15 protein-coding genes are annotated in these 23,989 nt (G+C 37.8%); 8 read left to right on the forward strand and 7 right to left on the reverse strand.

Annotated features, from left to right (window positions below; translation table 11 throughout):
• The 5 genes from L2B55_RS08890 to L2B55_RS08910 form a co-directional block, all read right to left on the reverse strand.
• Complete coding sequence (locus L2B55_RS08890) at nt 1–1,242, reverse strand: aminotransferase class V-fold PLP-dependent enzyme (protein WP_237850181.1); 1,242 nt, start codon at nt 1,240–1,242, stop codon at nt 1–3.
• A gap of 37 nt (nt 1,243–1,279) precedes the next feature.
• Nucleotides 1,280–2,578 carry a Fe-S cluster assembly protein SufD gene (gene sufD / locus L2B55_RS08895; protein WP_237850182.1) on the reverse strand — a complete coding sequence of 433 codons (1,299 nt, stop codon included), beginning with the start codon at nt 2,576–2,578 and terminating at the stop codon, nt 1,280–1,282.
• Between the two features lie 23 nt (nt 2,579–2,601).
• Nucleotides 2,602–3,363, reverse strand: a complete 762-nt coding sequence (gene sufC / locus L2B55_RS08900; RefSeq protein WP_237850183.1) for a Fe-S cluster assembly ATPase SufC — start codon at nt 3,361–3,363, stop codon at nt 2,602–2,604.
• Between the two features lie 48 nt (nt 3,364–3,411).
• A complete protein-coding gene (gene sufB / locus L2B55_RS08905) occupies nt 3,412–4,863 on the reverse strand; it encodes a Fe-S cluster assembly protein SufB (RefSeq protein WP_237850184.1) in 1,452 nt (483 codons plus the stop codon).
• A gap of 173 nt (nt 4,864–5,036) precedes the next feature.
• The gene (locus L2B55_RS08910) at nt 5,037–5,993 is read right to left on the reverse strand and encodes an integron integrase (protein ID WP_237850185.1); all 957 of its coding nucleotides are present in this window, start codon (nt 5,991–5,993) and stop codon (nt 5,037–5,039) included.
• Nucleotides 5,994–6,150: 157 nt separating this feature from the next.
• On the opposite strand from L2B55_RS08910, the gene L2B55_RS08915 reads away from it, so the two are divergent.
• Nucleotides 6,151–6,708 carry a hypothetical protein gene (locus tag L2B55_RS08915; protein ID WP_237850186.1) on the forward strand — a complete coding sequence of 186 codons (558 nt, stop codon included), beginning with the start codon at nt 6,151–6,153 and terminating at the stop codon, nt 6,706–6,708.
• A 504-nt stretch (nt 6,709–7,212) separates the two neighbouring features.
• Complete coding sequence (locus L2B55_RS08920; RefSeq protein WP_237850187.1) at nt 7,213–8,595, forward strand: glycoside hydrolase family 76 protein; 1,383 nt, start codon at nt 7,213–7,215, stop codon at nt 8,593–8,595.
• Between the two features lie 122 nt (nt 8,596–8,717).
• On the opposite strand, the gene L2B55_RS08925 is transcribed toward L2B55_RS08920, so the two are convergent.
• Nucleotides 8,718–9,143 carry a lipocalin-like domain-containing protein gene (locus L2B55_RS08925; RefSeq protein WP_237850188.1) on the reverse strand — a complete coding sequence of 142 codons (426 nt, stop codon included), beginning with the start codon at nt 9,141–9,143 and terminating at the stop codon, nt 8,718–8,720.
• A 139-nt stretch (nt 9,144–9,282) separates the two neighbouring features.
• Here L2B55_RS08925 and L2B55_RS08930 point away from each other — a divergent pair, with 139 nt between their 5' ends.
• From L2B55_RS08930 to L2B55_RS08945, 4 genes are read left to right on the forward strand one after another with little or no spacing between them, the layout of a single operon-like run.
• A complete protein-coding gene (locus L2B55_RS08930) occupies nt 9,283–10,023 on the forward strand; it encodes a GntR family transcriptional regulator (RefSeq protein ID WP_237850189.1) in 741 nt (246 codons plus the stop codon).
• A gap of 3 nt (nt 10,024–10,026) precedes the next feature.
• Complete coding sequence (locus tag L2B55_RS08935; protein ID WP_237850190.1) at nt 10,027–12,726, forward strand: ROK family protein; 2,700 nt, start codon at nt 10,027–10,029, stop codon at nt 12,724–12,726.
• An 8-nt stretch (nt 12,727–12,734) separates the two neighbouring features.
• The gene (locus L2B55_RS08940) at nt 12,735–14,162 is read left to right on the forward strand and encodes a sugar porter family MFS transporter (RefSeq protein ID WP_237850191.1); all 1,428 of its coding nucleotides are present in this window, start codon (nt 12,735–12,737) and stop codon (nt 14,160–14,162) included.
• A 39-nt stretch (nt 14,163–14,201) separates the two neighbouring features.
• The gene (locus L2B55_RS08945) at nt 14,202–17,522 is read left to right on the forward strand and encodes a glycoside hydrolase family 38 N-terminal domain-containing protein (protein ID WP_237850192.1); all 3,321 of its coding nucleotides are present in this window, start codon (nt 14,202–14,204) and stop codon (nt 17,520–17,522) included.
• Between the two features lie 282 nt (nt 17,523–17,804).
• On the opposite strand, the gene L2B55_RS08950 is transcribed toward L2B55_RS08945, so the two are convergent.
• Nucleotides 17,805–18,788, reverse strand: a complete 984-nt coding sequence (locus tag L2B55_RS08950; RefSeq protein ID WP_237850193.1) for a TraB/GumN family protein — start codon at nt 18,786–18,788, stop codon at nt 17,805–17,807.
• Between the two features lie 641 nt (nt 18,789–19,429).
• Between L2B55_RS08950 and L2B55_RS08955 the strand changes: the two genes are divergently transcribed.
• Nucleotides 19,430–22,561, forward strand: a complete 3,132-nt coding sequence (locus L2B55_RS08955) for a SusC/RagA family TonB-linked outer membrane protein (RefSeq protein WP_237850194.1) — start codon at nt 19,430–19,432, stop codon at nt 22,559–22,561.
• Nucleotides 22,562–23,959, forward strand: a complete 1,398-nt coding sequence (locus L2B55_RS08960) for a RagB/SusD family nutrient uptake outer membrane protein (RefSeq protein ID WP_237850195.1) — start codon at nt 22,562–22,564, stop codon at nt 23,957–23,959.
• Nucleotides 23,960–23,989 lie beyond the last annotated feature (30 nt).

Here is a 23,989-nt window from a genome sequence, read left to right on the forward strand (position 1 = left end):
TCATTTCCTCCTTGCAATAATTCGGGCCACACTTTCCAAAAAGAAATCAACTTCCCTTTCGGTGTTATAGGCGGCAAACGAAACTCTGCAGGTGCCTTCAATCCCAAGGAAATTCATAAGAGGTTGGGTGCAATGATGGCCAGTACGTATGGCAATACCTTTGGCATCTAGCACTATACCCACATCTAAGTGATGCATGCCATCTATTAAAAATGAAATTATTCCGATTTTGTTTTTGGCGGTTCCTATCAACTTTACCTCCGGAATTTGCTGCAATCCTTCAGTGGCGCGAATCAACAGGCGGTGTTCGTGATCGGCCATTGCAGTCTTTCCTGTTTTATTAATGAAATGAATAGCTGCCTGCAAGGCAATTACATCGGCAATATTAGGGGTGCCCGCTTCGAATTTATAGGGGAGGTCATTGTAAGTAGTTTTCTCAAAAGTTACTTCCCGGATCATTTCCCCACCACCTTGATATGGAGGCATGGCCTCGAGTAATGCTCTTTTTCCGTACAGTATTCCTACTCCTGTAGGACCGTAAACTTTGTGGCCGGAAAATACAAGGAAATCAGTATCCAACTCCTGTACATTTATTTCCAGGTGAGCGGCAGCTTGGGCTGCATCAAGCAAAACTTTGGCTCCTGCGTTATGAGATAGTTCAATTATTTTTTGTACAGGATTTATTGTTCCCAATGAGTTTGATGCATAAACGATTGCCACGATTTTGGTTTTGGTCGAAATCAACTCCTCAAATGCTTCTATAATCAGTTCACCTTCTTTAGTAATGGGAAGAATTATGAGCTTAGCTTTTCTTTCATCGCAGATCATCTGCCATGGTACAATATTGGAATGATGCTCCATGGTTGAAATGATCACTTCATCACCTTCATTTAAATTAACTCTTCCAAAAGTTTGAGCAACCAGGTTGATTCCTTCTGTAGTTCCTTTTGTAAAGATTATCTCCTCACTTTCTGCTGCATTTATAAAGTCTTTTACAGTTTCACGAGTTTTTTCAAAGGCGCTGGTGGCCCTTTCTGCTAAGGTATGTATGCCTCGGTGTACATTAGCATTGTCAGCGTGATAGTAGTTTAATAGCGAATCAGTTACCTCAAGTGGCTTTTGGCTAGTTGCGGCATTGTCAAAATAGACCAAAGGGTAGCCGTTTATTTCCTGATCCAGTACCGGAAATAACTTTCTGATGGTTTCCACATCGTATTTAGCTTCAATAAGTTGGTCTTTCATGATTGGCATTTTTTTATGATCCGAAATGTTTAAATATCTACCGGGTTAATTTGGCAGATACCAGTTTCTTTAACTTTTTCTTTAACTCCTCTACTTTCAGTTGTTCTATAATTTCGTCGACAAAAGCATTCACTAATAACCTTCTGGCATTTTCTTCAGAGAGTCCTCTTGATCGGAGATAAAAAACCGCTTCTTCATCCATTTGCCCGGTTGTAGCGCCATGAGTACAACGCACGTCATCTGCAAATATTTCCAGTTGAGGTTTGGTATTAACACTGCCTTCAGCACTTAAAAGGATGTTCATATTTCGCTGGTAAGCATTGGTTTTCTGCGCATCACGTCGGACCATAATTTTACCATTGAAAACAGCCGTTGCGCCGTCGTTTACAATGCCTTTGTACAATTCATTGCTAAAGCATTCGGGGGCGGCATGATCAACCATTGTATGATTGTCTATAAACTGTTGTTGATTCGGAATGTATAGTCCATTTAGTAATACATTACAGTTTTTATCCTTCAGTATAAAATTTAGGTTGTTACGGATAAAACCACCATTGATACATAAGGTATGGCTCGAGACGGAAGAATCCTTTTGCAGTGCAAACTGAGTGGTGGCGACATGGTAATTTGTATCTCCCTCCAAATGAATCTTTGTGTAGTCAATATGCGTGTTTTCGCCGCAAATTACTTCAGTTATTGAATTGGTCATGCTTTGATTGTCTCCAATGGATAGAAAAAGTTCAATCAATTGAAGATTGTTATTCCGTTCTGTCACTATTATATTTCTGGGTTGAATTAAAGGCGTTTTTATCCTTGTGTCCGCAATAAATAGCAGGAATAAGGGCTTGTCCAGGCTTTTGTCTGATGGTAGCCGGATTAATGCGCCATCTGTAGCCAATGCAGTGTTAAGTGAGACAAAACCGGAATCGTTTTTTACAACCCCGTTGTAATATTCTTCAACAAGTTTTTCATTTTCCTGATCCTGCAAATGAGAAATGGTAATTGTATTATCTGTATGTTGACAGTTAGAAAGCTTGGAATTGTAATGACCATTGACAAATACCAGATAGTAAGCATCCAGGTTGGTAAACGGAAACTGAGACAGATTTTTTTGAGTAATGTTATCAGCCAAGCCGTTTGAGAGTTCATAAGGTAGGTTTACAATTTTATTGACACTAGTGTACTTCCAGTCTTCATTTTTAATAGTTGGGAAGCCAACTTCCAGAAAATTAGCCAAAGCGGTTTTACGTTGTTTTTCTGCAACTAATCCATCCGGTAAAGCTTCAAACCAGGCTGTTACTTTCGATTTTATATCTGTTACTTCAGTTGTAAGCATTTTGATAAGTATTATGCGTAAGGTTATTCAGGATCAACTAAAACCTCATCTTTAAGCCAGTCGTAGCCTTTTTCCTCTAGCTCCAATGCTAGTTCTTTAGTGCCGGATCTTACAATTTTTCCCTGATGCAATACATGCACAAAATCAGGAATAATATATTGGAGAAGCCGTTGATAATGGGTGATGACAATAAAGGCATTATCGCTTCTGCGTAGTTTATTAACTCCGTTTGCAACCAATTTTAAGGCATCAATATCCAAACCCGAATCGGTTTCATCCAGGATGCCCAGTTTTGGGTCGAGAAGGGCCATCTGGAAGATTTCATTACGTTTTTTTTCCCCACCGGAGAATCCCTCATTTAATGAACGGCCAAGTAAGGCCTTATCGATCTCTACCAATTTCATTTTTTCCTTCAGCAGTTTAAGAAAATCGACTGCGTCCAATGGTTCAAGGCCCTTATGCTTTCGGATTTCGTTTAATGCGGTCTTTAAGAAATTAGTAGAGCTTACTCCCGGAATTTCAACAGGATATTGAAATGCCATAAATATTCCTTCCCGGGCCCTTACTTCGGGTGCCATTTCCAAGAGGTTTTGATTGTTGAAGTATACTGAACCTCCGGTGACTTCATAGGTATCCCGTCCGGCTAATACTGATGCCAGGGTACTTTTTCCCGATCCATTCGGTCCCATAATGGCATGAATTTCCCCCGGGTTCACTTGAAGGCTAATTCCTTTTAATATTTCTTTATCGCCAATTCCGGCCTTTAAATTTTTAATTTTCAACATCTTTTAAAGCTGTTTTGAGGTTTGTTAATTATGTAAGGACTAATCTCCTTATCCCACGCTTCCTTCTAAGCTTACCGCCAGTAGCTTTTGAGCTTCAACAGCAAACTCCATTGGTAACTGGTTTAATACTTCGCGGCAATAGCCGTTTACGATCAAACCCACAGCTTCTTCCGGGCCAATTCCTCGTTGATTGCAATAGAACAATTGATCATCTCCAATTTTTGATGTAGTGGCTTCGTGTTCAATATGAGCCGTTTTGTTTTTGGTTTCTATGTAAGGAAAGGTATGCGCGCCGCATTTGTCTCCAATTAATAATGAATCACATTGGGTATAGTTACGGACATTATCAGCTTTTTTTGCTGCTCTGACCAGCCCTCGATAAGTGTTATTGCTTTTTCCAGCTGCTACACCTTTAGAAATTATACGACTACGTGTATTACTACCTAAATGGATCATTTTTGTGCCTGTATCGGCTTGTTGCTTGTTATTGGTTACAGCTATAGAATAAAACTCACCTATTGAATTATCACCTTTCAATATCACACTAGGATATTTCCAGGTGATGGCAGAACCGGTTTCTACCTGTGTCCAGGAAATTTTTGAGTTTGCTCCAGAACAGATTCCCCGTTTAGTAACGAAATTGTAAATTCCGCCTTTGCCATCCTTGTCGCCCGGGTACCAGTTCTGTACCGTAGAATATTTTATTTCGGCATCATCAAGTGCAATAAGCTCAACTACAGCTGCATGCAACTGATTCTCATCACGCATAGGAGCGGTACAGCCTTCCAGGTAACTAACGTAAGCACCTTCATCTGCAATGATCAGCGTCCGCTCAAACTGCCCGGTGTTTTCGGCATTGATCCGGAAATAGGTTGATAGTTCCATAGGGCATCGTACGCCTTTAGGAACATATACAAAGGATCCGTCGGTAAATACAGCAGAGTTTAATGATGCGAAGAAATTGTCGGTAGGAGGTACTACCGTGCCCATGTATTTTTTTATAAGTTCAGGGTGTTCCTGTATCGCTTCGCTGATTGAACAAAAGATTACACCAGCATCATACAATTTTTCTTTGAAAGTGGTGGCTATTGAAACCGAATCAAATACCGCGTCGACAGCAACTCCTGACAATCGTTTTTGCTCTTCCAATGAAATTCCCAGTTTTTCAAAGGTAGCCCTCAATACCGGGTCTACTTCATCTAAACTGCTGTATTTCATTGGTTGTTTAGGTGCAGCATAATAGCTGATAGCCTGATAATCGATAGCAGGGTAAGTGATATTTGGCCAATGTTTCGGTTCTTCCATGGTTTGCCAGTAGCGGAATGCTTTTAAACGCCATTCCAGCATAAACTCAGGTTCTTCCTTCTTTTCAGAAATAAAACGGATAATATCTTCATTCAGGCCTTTTGGAGCCATTTCCATTTCGATATCAGTATAAAAACCATATTTATACTCTGAACCTGTTATTTCGGTGATTATATCTTTATTCTTATTACTCATTTTATAGCAATTAAGTAACCTTTAGGTTTTTAACATATAAATATACCTATTGTTTAGACTGATTCTAAATTATTGGAATATATTTATCACGATAAGTTCAAATGGGAATAAAAAATTAAATCTTAAGCTCGAATTGGTGTATTTCGAGTTTCAGGAATAAAAATATACACCGGCTAATCCAGGTCGTCCAAAGGGCTCCGAACCAGGAGTTTTGAATTAGCCACCTTCGTGTAGACCATTGTTGTGCGAATATCAGAATGTCCTAAAAGGGTTTGAACAGTGTGAATGCTGTACCCATTTTCTAAAAGGTGAGTTGCAAAGCTATGACGAAATACATTGCAGCTGATTCGCCCTGAAATACTGGTTTTACTAACAGCCTCCTTAATTGACTTTTCAAGAAAGCTATCACTGCGATGATGTAACGTAATCTTACCCGACACCGGCTCAACAGAGGGTTTGTCGGCCGGAAAAAGATAAAACCATTGCCAGTCACAGAGCGCTTGCATAGCCTGTTTTTCCATTCCATTGGGAAGAGACACACCACAGAAACCATTGCTTAGACACCTTTGGTGTCGAAGGCGAAGTGTTTCAACATGCTCCTTAAGTGGAACTTTTATGCTTTCGGGCAAACTTAACAGCCGTTCTTTATTCCCTTTATCCAGTCCGATGGTTAGCCTGCTTCGATTCAAATCTATATCCTGCACCCTCAGCGAAACACACTCACTTAAACGCAAACCGCAGCCGTAAAGCAAAGCAGTCATCAGCCATACCTCACCCTTCAATTGCTTAAGGATCGAACCTATTTCATTTCGACTTAGCACCTCTGGTAGCCGTTGGGGGTTTCGTGTTCTTAAAAGAGAAGCATTTTTAAGTTCTATCCTTAATACATGTTTATATAAAAACAGGATTGCCTGAAGTGCTTGGTTTTGTGTTGCCACGGAAGCATTGCGTTCTTTCGCCAGAAAATGCAGGAATAAGCCAATTTCTTTCTCGCGTAATTCAGATGGGGGAATCTGTTCGTGAAAAACGATAAACCGGTAAATCCAATCAGAATAGGACTGCTCAGTTCGGTAACTTTTACGCTGAAGTTTTAAAATTTGCCTAACTTCTTCAAGTAATGATATTTTCATATAGATAAAGGAAAATAATTATCCTTATTAATTTACTGATTAATAGTGTTATATACAACTAATATTCCCAATAGGAGTAATATTAGGAAAGTTGATTTAGAGCGAAAATCAGGGTATTTTAAGGGAAACAAATTTTTTAACTTTAAATCTAAAATTTATGAAAAAGCTCTCTCTAATTCTGTCCGTTGCCTTTGCAATTTTAATGATCGGCGGATGCAGTAAAGAACAATCTAAACCAAGTGCAACTTCTAATCGAGACTATGAAGGATTATCTAATGAATGTGGTTGCCATTGTAGAGGTGGAAAAGTTACCGCAGGAAGTCTTCTAGTTCAAAATGAAAGCCTAAACTTCACATTTTCTTTTCATGGTGATAGTGAAAAAAAAGAGGGTGATATTGGAGAATTTAATTATGTAAACCATATCACTGGTGTACATCGTCATGGTGATGTTACTTGTCTGGTGATAATTGATAATGTGGCTTGGTTTGTAGGAGTTGAAGGCGACAATAGTGAAACCCCTGGTGCAAGAGCTGTTTGGAAAGCCGATGATAATGGAGAAGGCGCTAATGACCCAGTGGATCAGGTAAGTGTTCCGCTTTTTAATCAATCAAGTTCCGTGGCTAACAGTGTTTGCGATTGTCATCCATCAATCAATCCGACTCTTATTAATATTGCTGAAGGAAATATTCAGTTTCACAAAGACTTAGAAGAATAAGTCTAACAAATGAACGTCCTGAAATAAGTTAAAGGTTTTTGATATTTATCCCAGTTTCAAAAGAGGCTGGGATTTTTCGTTATAGACAGGTAATTATTATACAAATCGACGTCCTCCGTGCCAATAATTTTGCATGCAGCTTTGACTTCAACACTGTGCTTAAGTCAAATACTTCTTTCAACGTCTTTCGATAAGATGAAATTTTTTATATGCAATCAAAATTTCACTTTAATTTCATAATAGGATTTGATCTTGTATAAGGTTTTGGTTTTTTAAATTTGTAAATGTAAGCCTGGTTCCCCGCCAGGCTTTTACATTAAAGTATATTGATATTTATCCTATCTTCTTTATTCTATTCCTTCAATTAGTTGATGCAAAAATTAACTACTCTTTTATATATTGTGAGAGATTCAAATACATGTGAATATAGACACTGAGCTGTAGGTTGGCATGCTATCAAATCGTAACAATCAATTTCCTGTAAAAACTTTAAACAAAACAGTAATGCAAAGACGAGAATTTGTAAAACTGACATCAGCTTTTACGTTATTATTTCCTTGCAGTAAAATGGCAAGCGCTATGTTTTATAATGGTAATAGCTATGAAGAAAATATAAAAAATCAATCATTAGCAGCATTTAGGCGATTTGAAACCGTATGGAATTTTAATGATTTCTGGAAGCGAGGAAATACATTTGATGCCTGCCTCACTTTTGCAGATGCAATGCACAACAAATGGCCGAAAGATGCGGGAGTTGTAGCTATGCAAAATCGAATTGGTGAAATGCTTGATGAAAATTTGAAGTACTTTTCCTCATTTGATCTGGGTGGGTTATGGGCAGATGATTTTGGATGGTGGGGCTTGATGGCTCTGAATGCTAGAAAACATTTATTAAGGATAAACGATAAAGCGCTAGCAGATAAATATCTTGATCTCAGCATTCAATGTTGGCAACAGAAGAAAACCCATGCTTATGATTTTACTTCCTCTGCCAGGCCGGTACCGCATGGTTGCAGGAACGGTGATGCCAAAGGTCAGAGCAAGGGGGTTAAAAATACAGTAACTAATGTTCTGTTATTCCTGCTGTCAACCCGCATTTATCGTTTAACCTTAAAAGAAAACATTGCTGATAATGAAAAATATCTTGAAATGGCTTATCGTCAGTGGATGTGGTTTAATAGCTGGTTTAAACTTAAGGAATATGAATACCTTAAAATGATAGTAAATGAAGGCGCCCTGGTACAGGAACGACCTACGGCTTTTTTTGAAGGCTCTGACTATAAAGAAACAACGCATCCTACATGGGAAAAGGGTTGGATTTGGACTGGCGATCAGGGAATGTTATTAGCGGCACTTAATGATATGCTGGAGATTAAAAACCATCTGGCATCTTGGATTTCAAAAAATAAAATTGATCCGGACTTTAAGGTTGAAGTTTACGAAAAATCCATCCTCACCTATATCAATCTGTTAAGCAAAGGGATCCAAAATGCATTGGTCAGCAATTCTGATGGCATAATTAGGGAAGCTCCTTTCATGGCAAACTTTGGGCCTGAGTTTGGCAATGATTACCTGGCTGGTCGTGGTATAATGATGCGATATCTTGGAAAATTAAAGGGTCCGGGTAAGGGCATCGATTTCAATAAAAATATTAGAGCCACTGCTGATGCCATCTGGAAAACGAGAGATTTGGCAACAAATCAATTCAAGCCAGAATTTACCAGTCTTGAAATGGATAAGCTATACGTTTCTCAGTTTAGAAGGCTAGTTGGTGTTGCTGATGATATTTATCAGTGGAATATTGCATCGATGAATGAACAGCAAAAATTTGGAGTCTGTCAATCAATTGGACTTGATGCTTTCGGAGCCTATATAAGCTCAATGTAAGCTGAGTAACATTTAATCACGATATATCTTTGGCAAAAAAAGAGAAGTGTTTCCTGCTTCTCTTTTTTATTTATAGACGAAAATCATTCTCCCGAATTCTCTCACTTATATGGTCAGAGGTTTTATTTCTCTCGGGTATAATTAAGTTTCAAGCTTGGTTTTCTAGTTAAAATAAGCGTGGAATCTGTTAGATTGTATATTATACAGGTGTCTATACCTGCAATTGGATTCTTAACACCTACAGAATGATTCCACAATAACAAGGTATCGCCTTTTAGTTGCCATTTATCATAAAGGAGCGTGTGCATATTTATTGAACTCGCAGTTCCATCACTATTTAATTGAAAACCCTGTTTCTGGCTTTCCTGTCCGGGAATTGGTTGTACCCATTTGCCTATCAACTTCTCTGCTTGAGTAGCTTGGTTTTTAGGAGCCGAAATTACTCGACTTGTTGTGTCTGTAGTTTCTTTGTTTTGTTGACGGCTCTGGCAACCAATAGGGATTAATAATATTATTAGAGCAAATAGTGGATAGGTATGTCTAGTCATTTTTGATGCTATTATTATGGTCGGTAAAAACAATACAAAATTGTGGCCAATTCGTCAATCCGCTAGCTAGTGTTTATATTTAGGTATTGGTTATTGATTTTGTTATTCAGTCTTTTATATTTGTAATATGTTCAAACATATGCACAAAATACCTATGCTGGATCATGACAGTAAAGTGCCGTTAAATAAACAGGCGGAAGATGCTTTACGGGCTTTGATGCGTCATCCTGATTTTGGTAAAGGGGCCTTATTTCCCAAGGAAACTGATTTGGCTCAACGCTGGGGCATTTCAAGGAATACACTGCGGCAAGCAATAAATAATCTTGTTAAAGAGGGTTTGCTTGAACGAAAGAAAAGATTGGGTACCAGAGTTACCAACCAAAAGATCAGTACCAATCTTAATAACTGGATGAGTTTTACTCAGGAGATGGAAAGCATGGGCTTATCTTTTAAGAACTTGATGCTGAAGGTTGAAAATAAAAAGGCAGATGATGAAGTCTCCAAAGGACTTCAAATTGAAGAGAAAACTGAAGTGTTATGTTTAAAACGGGTGCGCAGTACGGATGAAAGTCCAATGGTCTATTTCGAGTCGTATTTTCACCCACGTTTAGCTATTTCGGAACAAGAATCGTTTGAAAAACCACTGTACGAAACATTAGATAAGAAGTACAATATCGTACCTGTTTATTCCCAAGAAGAAATAAAGGCTATTGCTGCCTCAAAAAAAATTGCCGACATACTTAAAATAAGTGAAGGGGAACCTGTTTTGGAGCGTAAGAGAGTTGTGCTCGATGCAGGAAGGAGACCTGTTGAATATAATGTTTGTTATTACAGAAGTGATTGGTTTACATACAGTATAGAAATTAAACGTACAAAGTAAAAAATGAACAATACAAAATTGATCGGGGTTGATGTGGGCGGAAGCCATGTTTCGGCTAGTATCATTGATTTTAGTACGCCGTTTAGTCAAAAGATCCTTAGAGATGACATTAATGCTTTTGACAGTGCAGCTACTATTTTAGGTACTATTGGAAAGAGCATCCAAAAAGCCGCTTTTGATGAAAATGTTGGGGCGGTAGGGATAGCTTTCCCTGGTCCCTTCGACTATGAAAAGGGTGTAAGCAACATTGCCTTTGTTGGCGGAAAGTTTGAATCAACTTTTGGCTTGCATGTACAACAAGCACTGAAAAATATTACCGGACTTCATAATATACCCTTCGTTTTTGCTAATGATGCACATTGCTTTGCTGTAGGAGCACATTATCAATTGAAGCTTAATAGTAAAAGGGCCGTATTTCTTACTCTTGGAACCGGATTTGGTTCAGCATTCATGGAAGGGGAGGAGCTCTTATATAAACACCCGGATTTACCGGAAGTTGGTGCTTTTTATAATGAACCTTTTCTAGACTCTAATGCTGATGATTGCTTTTCAACCCGTTGGTTTTTAAAAGAATATAAGGTAAGGTCGGAGAAAGAGGTTGCTACCGTTAAAGAGTTGGCAGAATCTAAGGATGACATTGCAATTTCAATATTTAAGGATTTTGGGTCTAATATGGGTGCATTCTTATTCCCATGGCTGCAAAAATTTAAATGTGATACGCTTGTTATTGGCGGAAACATAAGCAATGCCAAACTGCTCTTTGATAGTGCTTTTAAGGCTGAATTAAAGAAGCTGGAGAATTTAGAGATTATTTATTGTAATAAAACAGAAGAGTGCATTTTAACTGGAGCTGCACTTATTGCTAAAAAGAAAATGAGCGAAGTAAAATTAAATCAACTTAATCAGGAGCAATATTTAGAAGACATTCATGAGGTTCGTAAAACGAGCCAACCTTTGTTGCCTGTTTCCAATACCTTGAAGTCTGATCAATCCTATACCATCTTTCCATCCTTTAAAACAAATAACTCAATAAATATTGGTCATGATTTACTGGCCCAAGGTTTATTAAACGAAAAGACCGTTGTTATTGATGGTTTTGGAGGGGTATTGTGGGAGGTATTCCGTAAAGAGTTGCAACAAAGCTTCGATAAATATAATAAAAAGGTGTTTTGGTATGATATAGCGGCATGTCTGAAAACACCTGAAGAAATAAACGAAATGGTTGCACCGAGTTTAAATGGTGACGATCCGGTATTTGGAAAGAGATATTCTGGTCAACTGACAGATTTCTTCAATGAAAAGAAGTTGGCGTTATTAAAGCCGGAGCCGGAAGCTGATCTATGCATTGTATATGGTACCGGAGCTGCCTTAAGTAACTGGCAAGGATCAATTATATACTTAGATGTTCCCAAAAACGAAATTCAGTACCGTATGCGGGCCCGGAGTATTACCAACCTTGGATCACAGGAGTTGAGCTCAAATCAGCAAATGTATAAACGTTATTATTTTGTTGATTGGCCGGTGTTAAACAAGCATAAAGAGGAATTGCTTAATAAAATCGATTATATAGTTGATGAGCAGCGGATCAACGAAATAACCTGGATGAGTGGTGAGGATTTCAGAGGAACACTTGATGATATGCTGGAACAACCTTTTAGGGCAAGACCGTGGTTTGAAGCAGGAATTTGGGGTGGTCACTGGATGAAAAATAAGCTGGATGGCTTAGTTCAGGATGAAGTGAATTATGCCTGGTCATTTGAGTTAATAACTCCTGAAAATGGAATTGTGTTAGATGGTAACAATCATCTGTTAGAGGTTTCATTTGACTTTCTTTTATTCCGCAATAACAGAAAAGTGCTAGGTAAAGCTGCTGCTAGGTTTGGAAATGAGTTTCCGATCCGTTTCGATTTTCTAGATACGTTTGCCGGTGGTAATTTATCCATTCAATGCCATCCAAGAACTCAATATATACAGGAGAATTTTGGGGAAACTTTCACACAAGATGAAACTTATTATATACTTGATTGTGAACCTGACGCCGATGTTTATTTAGGGTTCCAGGATGATATCAATCCGGGGGAATTTAAACAGGCGCTGTTGGATGCGCAGAACAAGGGTATCGAGATGCCGGTTGAAAAATATGTTCAAAAATTCACGGCCAATAAGCATGATTTGTTTCTTATTCCTAACGGCACCGTTCATGCTTCAGGCAAAAACAATTTAGTGCTGGAAATTAGCAGCACCCCTTACATCTTTACTTTTAAAATGTATGATTGGCTTCGATTAGACCTCAACGGCCAACCTCGTCCAATAAATATTGAGCACGCCTTCAATAACCTGTATTTTGATCGTAAGGGAGATTATGTGCCTTCAAATCTTATTTCTCATCCTACAGTAGTAAAAGAGTGGAGCGATGGAAGATTGGTTAAACTTCCAACACATCCTGAGCATTTCTACACAGTTGACAGATATGAGTTTACTAATGATGTAACCATAGCTACTGATGAGCAATGCCATTGTTGTATGCTGGTTGAAGGAACTGAAATAGAAGTTATTGTAGATGGTAAAACATCTGTCTTTAACTATGCCGAAACGTTTGTTATTCCAGCATTGGTAAAAGAATATACGGTTCGATACAGAAATAATGACAAAGCTTATTTAGTGATAGCTTATGTAAAAAACGAATGTTGTATAAGTAATTAAGAAAACCAATGCAAAAAGACTCAACCTTAAACACACGCTTTTTAACATTAATTACGCTTGCTGCAACCCTAGGCGGATTTTTATTCGGTTTTGATACCGCAGTTATTTCCGGAACTATTGCCTTTGTTAAGCAACAATATAATTTGGATGCTTTAATGGAGGGGTGGTTTGTTAGTTCGGCCCTACTAGGATCAATAGTTGGAGTTGCCATAAGCGGCAAAATGGGCGATCAATTGGGGCGTAAAAAAGTAATGCTTTTTTCAGCGTTTCTTTTTGGTATTTCGGCCATTGGTTGTGCAGTAGCACCAAGTGCCTTTTCACTGATTGTTTTTAGATTAATAGGCGGTTTGGGAATTGGGGTAGCCTCGGTAATCTGTCCTATGTATATTGCAGAATTAGCTCCTTCGCACGCCAGAGGAAAGCTTGTGACTTATTACCAATTAGCAATTACCATTGGTATTTTGACTGCTTATTTTTCAAATGCCGCTATTGAATCCGTATCAGGGAATAAAGTAGAAGGAACTGGTTGGCTGCAACTTGTTTTTCATCAAGAGTCCTGGAGAGGAATGTTCGCAACCGGAATAATTCCGGCATTGCTCTTTCTATTAATGATTTTGTTCGTGCCAGAAAGCCCACGGTGGCTTGCAATGAAGAAGAGAACTAATGAAGCACTGCAGGTATTAACAAAAATTTTTGGTCCAGCTCATGCTGAAACAGAAATAGAGGCGATTGTTGGTTCATTGGAAAGCTCAGAAAATAATACAAACCTTAGTGCTGTCTTTGAGCAAAGTTTAAGGAAACCAATTGTTATAGGTATTCTGTTGGCTGCTTTGTCGCAATTCAGCGGTATTAATGCCATTATTTACTATGGTCCATCTATACTGGAAAAGGCAGGTTTTAAGCTCGGAGAAGCATTAGGCGGGCAAGTAACTATCGGCATTGTGAATGTGCTATTCACCTTTGTTGCAATTTATGTTATTGATAAGAAAGGCAGAAAACCGCTTTTGTTATGGGGTATTGGGGGAGCAGTTATATCTCTGGTTATGGCTGCGGTATTATTTGCATTAAATACCACCAGCTTTTTAGTATTAATTCCCATTATTTTATTCATTGCTTGTTTTGCTTTTTCCTTTGGTCCGGTTACCTGGGTGGTGATAAGTGAAATATTCCCAACAAATGTAAGGGGTGTTGCTGTGGCCATTTCTACTATGAGCCTTTGGGTCGCTAATTGGATTGTCGGACAGTTTTTTCCTTTAATGCTGCATGAAGTAGGAGCATCAGTTACCTTTTTGATTTTTGCTTTATTCAGTGCTTACGCATTTATTCTTTCGTGGAAAAAAATTCCTGAGACTAAAGGCAAAACTTTAGAAGAAATAGAGCATTTCTGGAAGCACAAAACCCAGCAAGACTTAGAACCTTTAAACACAATTAAATAAGTCTCGAACTAAAAATCATTCAGATATATAAAAATAGCTATGAAGAAAGTTGTTTTGTTACTTTTCATGACCATACTGGCAGTTAATTCTTATGCCCAATTAACTGTGCCGTATTTCGGAAAGATAGAGTGGGTAAATGGTTATGCAAAAGAAATTTCGGGCGAAAACATAAGTTATGATTCTGCATACCCGGAGTATGCAACAATGGCCTTACTTACCAGATGTACAAATGGCCAAAAGGCAATTGCCTGGGAAACTGCTCCGGTTCCTCAAAAGGTAAATGGAAAGTACGTTTATTTTAGCTGGGTAGCGGCACATTCTTCCGGTACCAGCAAAGGTACTCGCCACTTCGATTTATACCTTAACGATGAAAAGTTATTGACCTTTACAACGCTGCCTGACCACAAAGCACCCAATTGGAAGTTCAGCGCTGCAGATAGTTCTGCATTGGTCTTTCAGCAAACCAAAAGAGATGGTGCAAATGATGCTCACGGAATTGCGTTTTTGAGATTGCCTGTGAGCAAAGTAAAAGCAGGAGTACCGGTTAAGCTTAAAATTGTAGGCCAAAATCAAGATAGCAATGATTGGTATATGGTGTTTAAGTTCTCATTTGAAGAAAAGGCCGATGTTTATCCTCGTCCGTTTTTGTTGAAGGATGGCCGGCAAATAATTGCACTTACAGCCTTACATTTTGGTGCCGATGCGAATTTAAATGTGAAACTAAATAATAAAGAGTCATTATCTTTTCCAATCCGAAATGGCATAAATAAGTTCGATATTCCTGTAAATGCTGTCTCTAAAGTGGATAGTATGATGGTTAATGTTTCTGTAGGAAAAAAGACGCTGATAAATAAGTTTGTACAGGTCAAGCCAGTAAAACCAAGGACCCTTCATTTTATTCATCATTCACACACCGATATTGGATATTCTCACCTCCAGCCGGAAGTATTGAAAATCCATCTTAAAAATATTGATGACGCCTTGCAAATGATTGAGCAAACGAAAAATTTGCCACTAGAAGCAAGGTTTAAGTGGAACATAGAATCGTTATGGGCCGTTGAAAATTATCTAAAGCAAGCAACACCTGAACAAAAAGACAAGTTTGTTAAGGCGGTGAAAAGCGGAAGTATTGGGTTATCGGCTTTGTATGCAAATATACTTACGGGTTTGAGCCAGCCGGAAGAAATGTTTCACTATACGGATTATGCACAACAGTTAAAAAAAGAGTTCGGATTTAAAATTAATAGTGCCATGATTTCGGATGTGCCTGGTTTTGCCTGGACAACCGTGACGGCATTGGCCAATGGGGGCGTCCGTTATTTCTCCAGTGGTCCTAACTTTTTAGGAGAAAATCATCCTTACTGGGGAGACCGGGCAGGTTATTTTGTCAAAACCTGGGGTGATAAACATGTTTGGTGGGCTTCTCCATCAGGAGAAGAGAAGGTATTGTTCTGGACCGGTGCCAAAGGGTATTCATCATGGCATGGTATGGCTCCTGGAGGAGTGTTTGAGCGTGGTCCAGGAAAAATTGCAGCCTATCTTAATGAGTTGGATAATAATAATTATCCTTACGATATGGTGCAATGGCGCTATAACTGCGTTTCTGATAATGGACCTATAGATACTGCTATTTCCCGCTTTGTTGATCAATGGAATAAAAAATATGCATCCCCAAAAATTGTACTGAATACTACGGATAAGCTTTTTGAGGAGTTCGAGCAAAAGTATGGGGCACAACTACAGCTTGTAAAAGGGGATATTTCTCCGTATTGGGAAGATGGTGCTGTTTCAACAGCCGCTGAGGAAGGTAAAAACAGGGTTAATAGCTTACGTTTACAGCAGTTGACCAATCTTTACGCCATGCTAAGCCCTAAAAACTATAACAATCAAAGATTTTATGAAGCATGGAAAAATGTGATCATGTTTCATGAGCATACCTGGGGTGCCCACAATAGCACCACACAACCGGATGTTCCTTTTGTTACGGAGCAATGGCGTATTAAAAAGCAATTTATGCTGGATGCAGATGCAGAAATTAATGCACTGGAAAAAGATTTATTGCAGCCTTTAAGCAATAACAACTCTAAAATGATTGCAGTGTTTAACACTTTATCATGGAAACGCAGTGGCCTTGTTGTTCTTCCTTCAGGTGTTAGTGGTAAATCTGTAAAAAGTGCTTCAGGTAAGTTATACCCGCTACAAAAATTAAGTAACGGAAGTTATGTGTTCATTGCTAAAGACGTTCCTGCTTTGGGTGCATCATTTTATGAGCTCTCAAACTCAGAGGCTAAAAATGAAACTTCACAATTCAGTTTAACTGACAATTCTCTTGCTAATGGCAAAGTAAGCGTACAATGGGATAAAACAAACGGAAGCTTGTTAAAGTTAGGGTCTTCAGATTTCAACTTTGCCGGCACATTTAATAACCAGGGACTGAATAGTTATTGGTATGTTCCAGGTTTGAACCCGGCCGATGCTGTTTCTAATGGTAATGTGCAGGTTAAAGTTTTGGAGAATGGGCCTGTCCTAAAATCGGTTGGTTTATATTCATCAGCTCCTGGTGCCAATTGGCTGGAAAGAAGAATTAATCTGTATGCAGAGAGTGGGGAAGTACAAATTGAAAATATCATTGATAAAAAAGCAATCAGAACCAAGGAAGCAGTTCATTTCGGTTTTCCTTTTAACGCTACCTTAGACAAAACAATTATGGATGCTGGTTATGGTTCTATAAGGTATTTGACTGATCAACTTCCGGGGTCTAACATGGACTATATGTATGGACGCAGATGGTTGGATGTTACTACAGCGGATAAGGGTGTGCAGTGGATGCTGCGTGAAAATCCATTGGTTGAACCAGGGCAAATGATTGATGAGCGTTTAACGGTTCAACCGAGTCATAAGGAGTGGAAAAAAGAAGGGAAGCCAACTTCGACTTGGTTTAGCTACGCAATGAATAACTACTGGCATACCAATTATAAGGCAGATCAGGAGGGCGTTACGAATTACAAGTATGCACTTAGACCTCATGGAAAATTTAGCTATTCTGAAACTGAAAAAATGGGGACTGAATTTACGCAACCATTATTAGCTGTACCGGTAAATTCTACTACAGGTTTTAAAGAAAGCTTGTTTGAATTGAGCAATGCTAACATAGTTGTAACCAGCATAACTCCACAACAGGATGGAGGATTTCTGATCAGGCTATTTAATCCTGAGTCAACAACTGAACAAACAGGTATTCAGTGGAAAAGCTTAAAACCAACTCAAGTTATTAATGCAAAAACGGGTAAAGGCTTACAGTTAGCTGAGGCTATTTCAATAACTGGTATGGGTATTTTTGAGCTTAGAATAAAGAATTAGCACGATAATAGGATAGGATACGATGAAATTTGGCTACTATTTTCATGGAATAATCCATTTTGTTAATCTGATCATCTATTTTGGTTCTTATTAAGCTTACATACATTAGCAGAATCGTCAAGCCTGTGTTTCGCTTACAAAATACAGGCTTATTAAAGACGTTAGCTGTTATTTAATAAAGTGTTCATTTCATTGTAGGGTAAGTGTGAATAAGTGTGAAAAGGCTAATGGCTATGTTTTAAACATAATCATTAGCCTTTTTTTGTTAACCATAAAATTAAATTAATTGTATGAGTTATCGGTTTTTTTAGGATTCTGCACATTGACATTATTCTTGAAGATGTTCTCAAATGGTTTTAGCTCATATCCCATTTTAGACAAATGAACTAGCAAGCCTTGATTGCCTGATAAAATATATTCTGGAACGATGAAGAATGTTGGTTTATCCTCTAATGCTCTCTGCATTTTGGTTGCCCAGTTTAAAGCTCTTTCTTCAACAAGGAACTTATAATGAAGATCACTAAGGGTGGAAGTAAATTTTGATAAATATTCAGTTCGGGACTGTTGTGGAAAGGAATAAGGTTCTTTTAATGGTAAACTGGATTTTAATAAAGTCTCAATTTGGATTCGTTCAGGTCGATAGTAATCCCTTTTCATTTGGGTATACGTTTGTCTTACTTGACGATAGTTTTTTACAAACTGCAACAGTAAACTTGTTCTGGTTTCCAGTTCTATTTTATTAAGATGTTCATAGATTTCTGTAGATTTTTCAAATTCACAAATCTTTTTATTGTTGTCGAGTGCAAGGCGAATTATCTGCGTTTCAGCTGATTGTGGTTCGCAGCCGATCATTTGGGCTATTACCATATTATAAAGCACAATTGGAGCAAAATTGAAGCGATCTTCGTCCAAATCTACGTTGATAGAATCTTTAAAAAATGATTTCAGATAGGCATAGTCTTTAGTTGAATAATAATCCTTTAGTCTAACATTATCAGGTAATTTGTTGGCTGAAAGTACCTCCGTAATAAAAGTAGGACGGGTGATATCATTCTGAATATAAATCTGATCGGACTTCAATAGCTTTTGTTTCTCAATTTCAGTAAAAATAAGGTCCTTGGGACATAGGACGTATGGTATTCCAATTAAGTAAGAAGTTTTTGCATTGTCTTTTGAGCGTATTTCCCAAAAGAGAGGATCAGTTTGGCTGTACAAAAATGATGTTGCATTAAAAAATAAACATATCGTAAGGATAAGTTTTTTCATATCGATGAATGCTGTGAGCTATGTTAGGTTAAGGTTCAGTATGTTAAAATTGGCCTTGAGCTAATTTTATGGCTACAAAGCTAATTATTTAAATTAATTAAACCCTTGGTGACTTTTTAACGTTTTGTTAAGTTTTGTTAAATCAACCATGCTAGCTGATTTCGTAAAAGGAAGATAGTCAAAGATGACGTATTTTGATTCATTATATAGTCCATTCAGTTAATGCTATGCTTATTACTAGGAGTTTGAACAAGCATTCTGGACTGGTTATTATTAAAAGCCATTGAGTTGTGCTAGGTTATGAAAGCAGGTAATTAAAAGCTATCGACTGAATAAAACCACTTATAAATATTGGGTAATTAAATATTATAAGTTGCTAATATAGTATCCTTCAGATGTACTTAATATTTCAAGCAATAAAAAGTGATCTTATTTACTGAAATGAATGAATCAAATTTTGTTGAGTGTTAAGTTCTCAAAATTTTATATCTGTCTGACCTTTTTTTCGAAGGATAGTCCATCTTATTAGGTTTATAGTCTATTCCAGTCCGTTTCATTGTGGGGTACCTTTGTATCCGAAGTTTATTAGTTGATTATTAAGGGTTTACAAGGGCCAATTATTTATCAATCAAGGAGATCCAATGAAACAAAAAGTGTATTACTTCCTCGCCTTGGCTTGTCTAACATGCCTTATTCACCAGAACGGTTATGCTCAGAATAAAGGTGCCAAGCAAACAATATCCAACGTTGCAGATACAGCTGTTGCTCGAAAAGTAACTATAACTGTAAAGGATTTGGCAACCTCCAAATTAATTGACAGTGTTCGGGTAACTCTAGGTGGACAGGCGAATTATACAATTAATGGTATTGTAACGTTTGAAAACTCTAATGATTCAACCGTATTAGTATTTAAGCCAGGTTATTATAGAATTATGAAGAAACTGACATCCTCAATGATGACAGTAAACTTAATAAAATCTGATGGTGAATCAAACGGACTTGTTGTTCATGCCGGATTGAACAAAAATTCTAGCACGTCTCTTGGTGGCTCTGAAATCACCATTACAGGTAATGAGCTTCGTAGGATCAACTCAATCAACTTTATTGATGGACTAAAATATTATGTTCCTTCATTAATTGTTTCTAAAAATAATTACAATGGAAGTAATCCAAATGCACTTCCAGAAATCAAATTGCTGGGTACAAATAGTTTTCCTTATTCTGCTACTGCTGCCAACAACAATAACTCTGTTGCAGGGGTTCAAACGAATCCTTCAGCTGGAGATTTTATTGCTAACAATGTAACTTCCACTGGCGCTCCGATAATTTTGTTGGATGGAATTCAGGTATCACTTCAAACAGCACTTGATATTGATTTGAATCGCATTCAAAAGGTTACCGTATTGAAAGATGCAGTTGCAACTGCCAGCTATGGTATGCGTGGCGGAAATGGGGTAATTGCTATTCAAACTGAAAAACCTAAAGGAGGTGATTTAAATGTTTCATTTACAGAGCAATTGCAAGTTGCTACTCCTGATGTTTCTTCGTTCAATTCATTAAGTGCAAAGGATAAATTTCTTTTAGAGTATAATGCAGGTTTATATAATGGCAAACTTGCTATTTACAAAAAAAGAATAAACCAGCTTAATAATAATGTTAACACTGATTGGTTAAATCTGCCATTACAAAATGGTGTAGGTTTGAAGCATTCCCTTGCTTTAAGCAGTGGCAATGATGATATAGTTTATGGCTTAACAGCTTCTTATAATGATATTCAAGGTTCAATGAAAGGTTCTAGCAGAAAGAATCTTGATTTAGGAGCTCATTTTGGAGGTCGTTTCGGTTCATTCTCATTCAATAATCAGTTTAACTATTTAGGCACAAATGCTGTCAATTCTCCATACGGATCGCTTAGTGAGTATGCAAAGATGAATTCATATTGGAGTCCTTATGATGCAGTTTCCGGAAAAATTCAAAAGTTCGTTGAAAACGATACCATTAATGAAGCTGGAGCTGTTAAATATCTTAACTACACCAATCCTGCTTACAATGCAATGCTTTCAACGACTGATGCTGCTAAGTACGCTCGTTATAGTAATATCACTAACCTGAATTGGGTATTGGGTGGCGGATTTCAATTAAACGGGTTGGCTAGCATCAGTAAACAAAATGATGAGATAAATTATTTCTTGCCACCAAACCATACAGCGTTTGCGAACATAACTCTTGATAAAATTTTTGAACGTGGTTTATATAAATATACTTCGAACTCATTTACAGATCTTCAAGGTGGTGCGAGCTTACGTTATCAAAATGATTTCGGTAGAAATGAAATTTTTGTCAACCTTGGTGAGAACATAATTCAAACCTCAAGTGAGTCAGAAGGTGTAATGGTCAGAGGTTTTGCCACAGACCGTTTGTCTGATATTGCTTTTGGTAATGCATATTCAAGTTCAAAACCAGCCAGTGGTAAAGTAGTAACTCGTTATGCTTCTACTTTTGGCAATTTAACATACAGTTACGATAAACGTTACCAGATTGATCTTTCAGGTTCATTTGATTATCATTCATCGCTAAGCAATCCGGCAAAGTTTGCTGCTGCAGGTTTGGCGTGGAATGTACATAATGAGAAATTCCTTAAGTCAGCAAAATGGATTGATCTTTTAAGAATTAAAGGAAGCTTAGGTATTACTGGTAATCAGTACTTTTTATCATACCTTAACCATACTACATATAACTATTATACTGATCAGCAATACGTACCTGCAGGCAGTACCATAGGTATGGGATTGGGTGCCTATATAACTGGTGTGGCCAACAAGAACTTACAAGCTCCTGAAACCTATAAGCAGGATATTGGAGTAGATGCGGCCTTCTTTAATAATCGCTTAGCATTAAGTCTTAATGCATACAAGCAGAGAAGCTATAGAATGGTGCTTCCAATAAGCTCAGTTTCTTCAACAGGATACCAAAACTTTTCATTTTATGATAATTATGGAGAACTTGAAAACGGAGGATTTGAAATCAGTGCGGCTGCAACAGTTTATAAATCTCTTCAGAATAATTTGAGCTGGAATGTCATGGCAAACACACTACATGCCACGGATAAGCTTACCACCAATAGTGGGCCATTCTTCGATAATTTAAATTATAATAACAATTATAATACTCCTCAAAATGCGCTTCAATCTCAGTACGTATTAGGAAAATCTCCATATGCAATTTGGGCCGTACCATCTTTAGGTATCGATCCTAAAACCGGCAAGGAAGTTTTCGTAAAGAAAGATGGTTCAACCACCACTACTTGGGATGCAAATGATAAAGTGTATGCAGGTAAATTGACACCATCATGGTCAGGTTCACTCGGAACCGATCTTACCTATAAACAATTCGCGTTAGGTGCTTACTTCAATTATCAACTTGGCGCTAAGGTTTATAATCAAACGATCGCCGATATCGAAAATGGAAATATTGAAAACAATGTTGATGGTCGTGTGACAACCTTAAGTAAACCAATTGTATTAAATGGTCTATTAACAGCGCCAACCTTCGCAACCACCAGGTTGGTTGAAGATGATGATAAGATTCAATGTTCATCCATCATGTTGGGCTACACCATGCCAAAAACAATTGCAGAAAAAATTAAGGCCAAAAACTTGGGCATCAAATTAATGATGAACAATGCTTTTGAAATTGGTGGTGCAGATATGCAGCGTGGAGTTTATTATCCATTCCAGCGTAATTATACGTTCACTTTAAATGCAAACTTTTAAATGCTTAAATCAGGTATTATGCAAGTTGTGAGAAAGAAAATATTAGTAATGGCAGGGTTATGTGTCCTATTTAGTACCGTAGCCTGTCAAAAATGGGTTGATGATGCTCCTCAACCTTTGCAAGTGGATGAATCAAAAGTTTTCTCTACTGAGCAGGGATTTCGTGATGCCTTAAACGGGGTTTATTTACAGTTGGGTTCATCTGCTCTTTACGGAAGAGAGTTAACCATGGGAGTACTGTCATTGGCTGGAAGAAACTACGATAGTGTAAGTGTTACTAAAGTGAGCAACTTATATTATAAAGCTGCTACATGTAACCTTGCTGATCCTTCGGTTAAAAGTTATTCTGCTGAGGTTTGGAACAAAATGTATCAATCCATTGCCAACCTGAATAATGTTTTAGCTAATGCAGAAACAAGAAAAGGCATATTTACGGGCGATAATTATAAAACCGTAAAAGGAGAGGCTCTAGCTCTTAGAGCGTATTTACACTTTGATTTGCTTCGTTTGTTTGCTCCAGCTCCTGTAACAGGTCAGTTGGCTAGTCCGGCTATTCCATATGTAACAGCGTTAAGTGCCAATGCTACTCCGGTAAGTTCTGTTGAGCAAGTACTACAAAACTGTATTGCTGATTTAACTGCGGCAGATGAGTTGTTAAGTGCCGATGATTTAACAGCATCTCAATTTACAAAATGGGCGGTAAAAGGCTTATTAGCACGTGTGTACATGTATAAAGGAGATAATGCACAAGCCAAAGAAAATGCTTTAGCAGTTATCAACAGCAATAAGTTTTCATTGTCAACAAACAACAATGATTTATTCTTTACAAAAGAAAGCTTGTTTAAACTTTATATATACAACAATAATTATTACGCATACTATAAATCAGTGTTTAGCTCCCCAGTCTTATTGGGCTTATCATCTTCAGCTCAAACTGCAGTATATGTAACAGGCAATGGTGCTACCTCAGATTATCGGAAGAATTTTATTAACACACTAACCGGAAATGGAACAGGTGCAGCACTCATGCCCAAGAAATTCTATGCAACTGCTTCGAATATATTTCCAATGATACGTTTATCGGAGATGTATTACATAGCAGCTGAATGTGCTGCCGATGTACCAACAGGCTTATCGTATATCAATCAAGTTAGAACTGGCAGAGGGGTTCCGGCTTTAACCGCTGCAAACGTTCCGGATGCAGGAAGCCTTTCTAATGAAATTATGAAAGAATATCGAAAAGAATTTATCGGAGAAGGGCAAATGTTCTTCTATTATAAGCGGAAAAATACGCCATTTACAGCTTTGCCATTTTATCCGAAAGTGCCTGCCGTAGCTGGCGAAGCTTACGTTCCTGTGGCGGCCAATGCAAGTTATACATTCATTAAACCTGAATAATAGGGGTAAATAACAGGGGTAAAAAATTAA

The organism is Solitalea lacus (assembly GCF_022014595.1).
In the GTDB taxonomy this organism is placed as follows: domain Bacteria; phylum Bacteroidota; class Bacteroidia; order Sphingobacteriales; family Sphingobacteriaceae; genus Solitalea; species Solitalea lacus.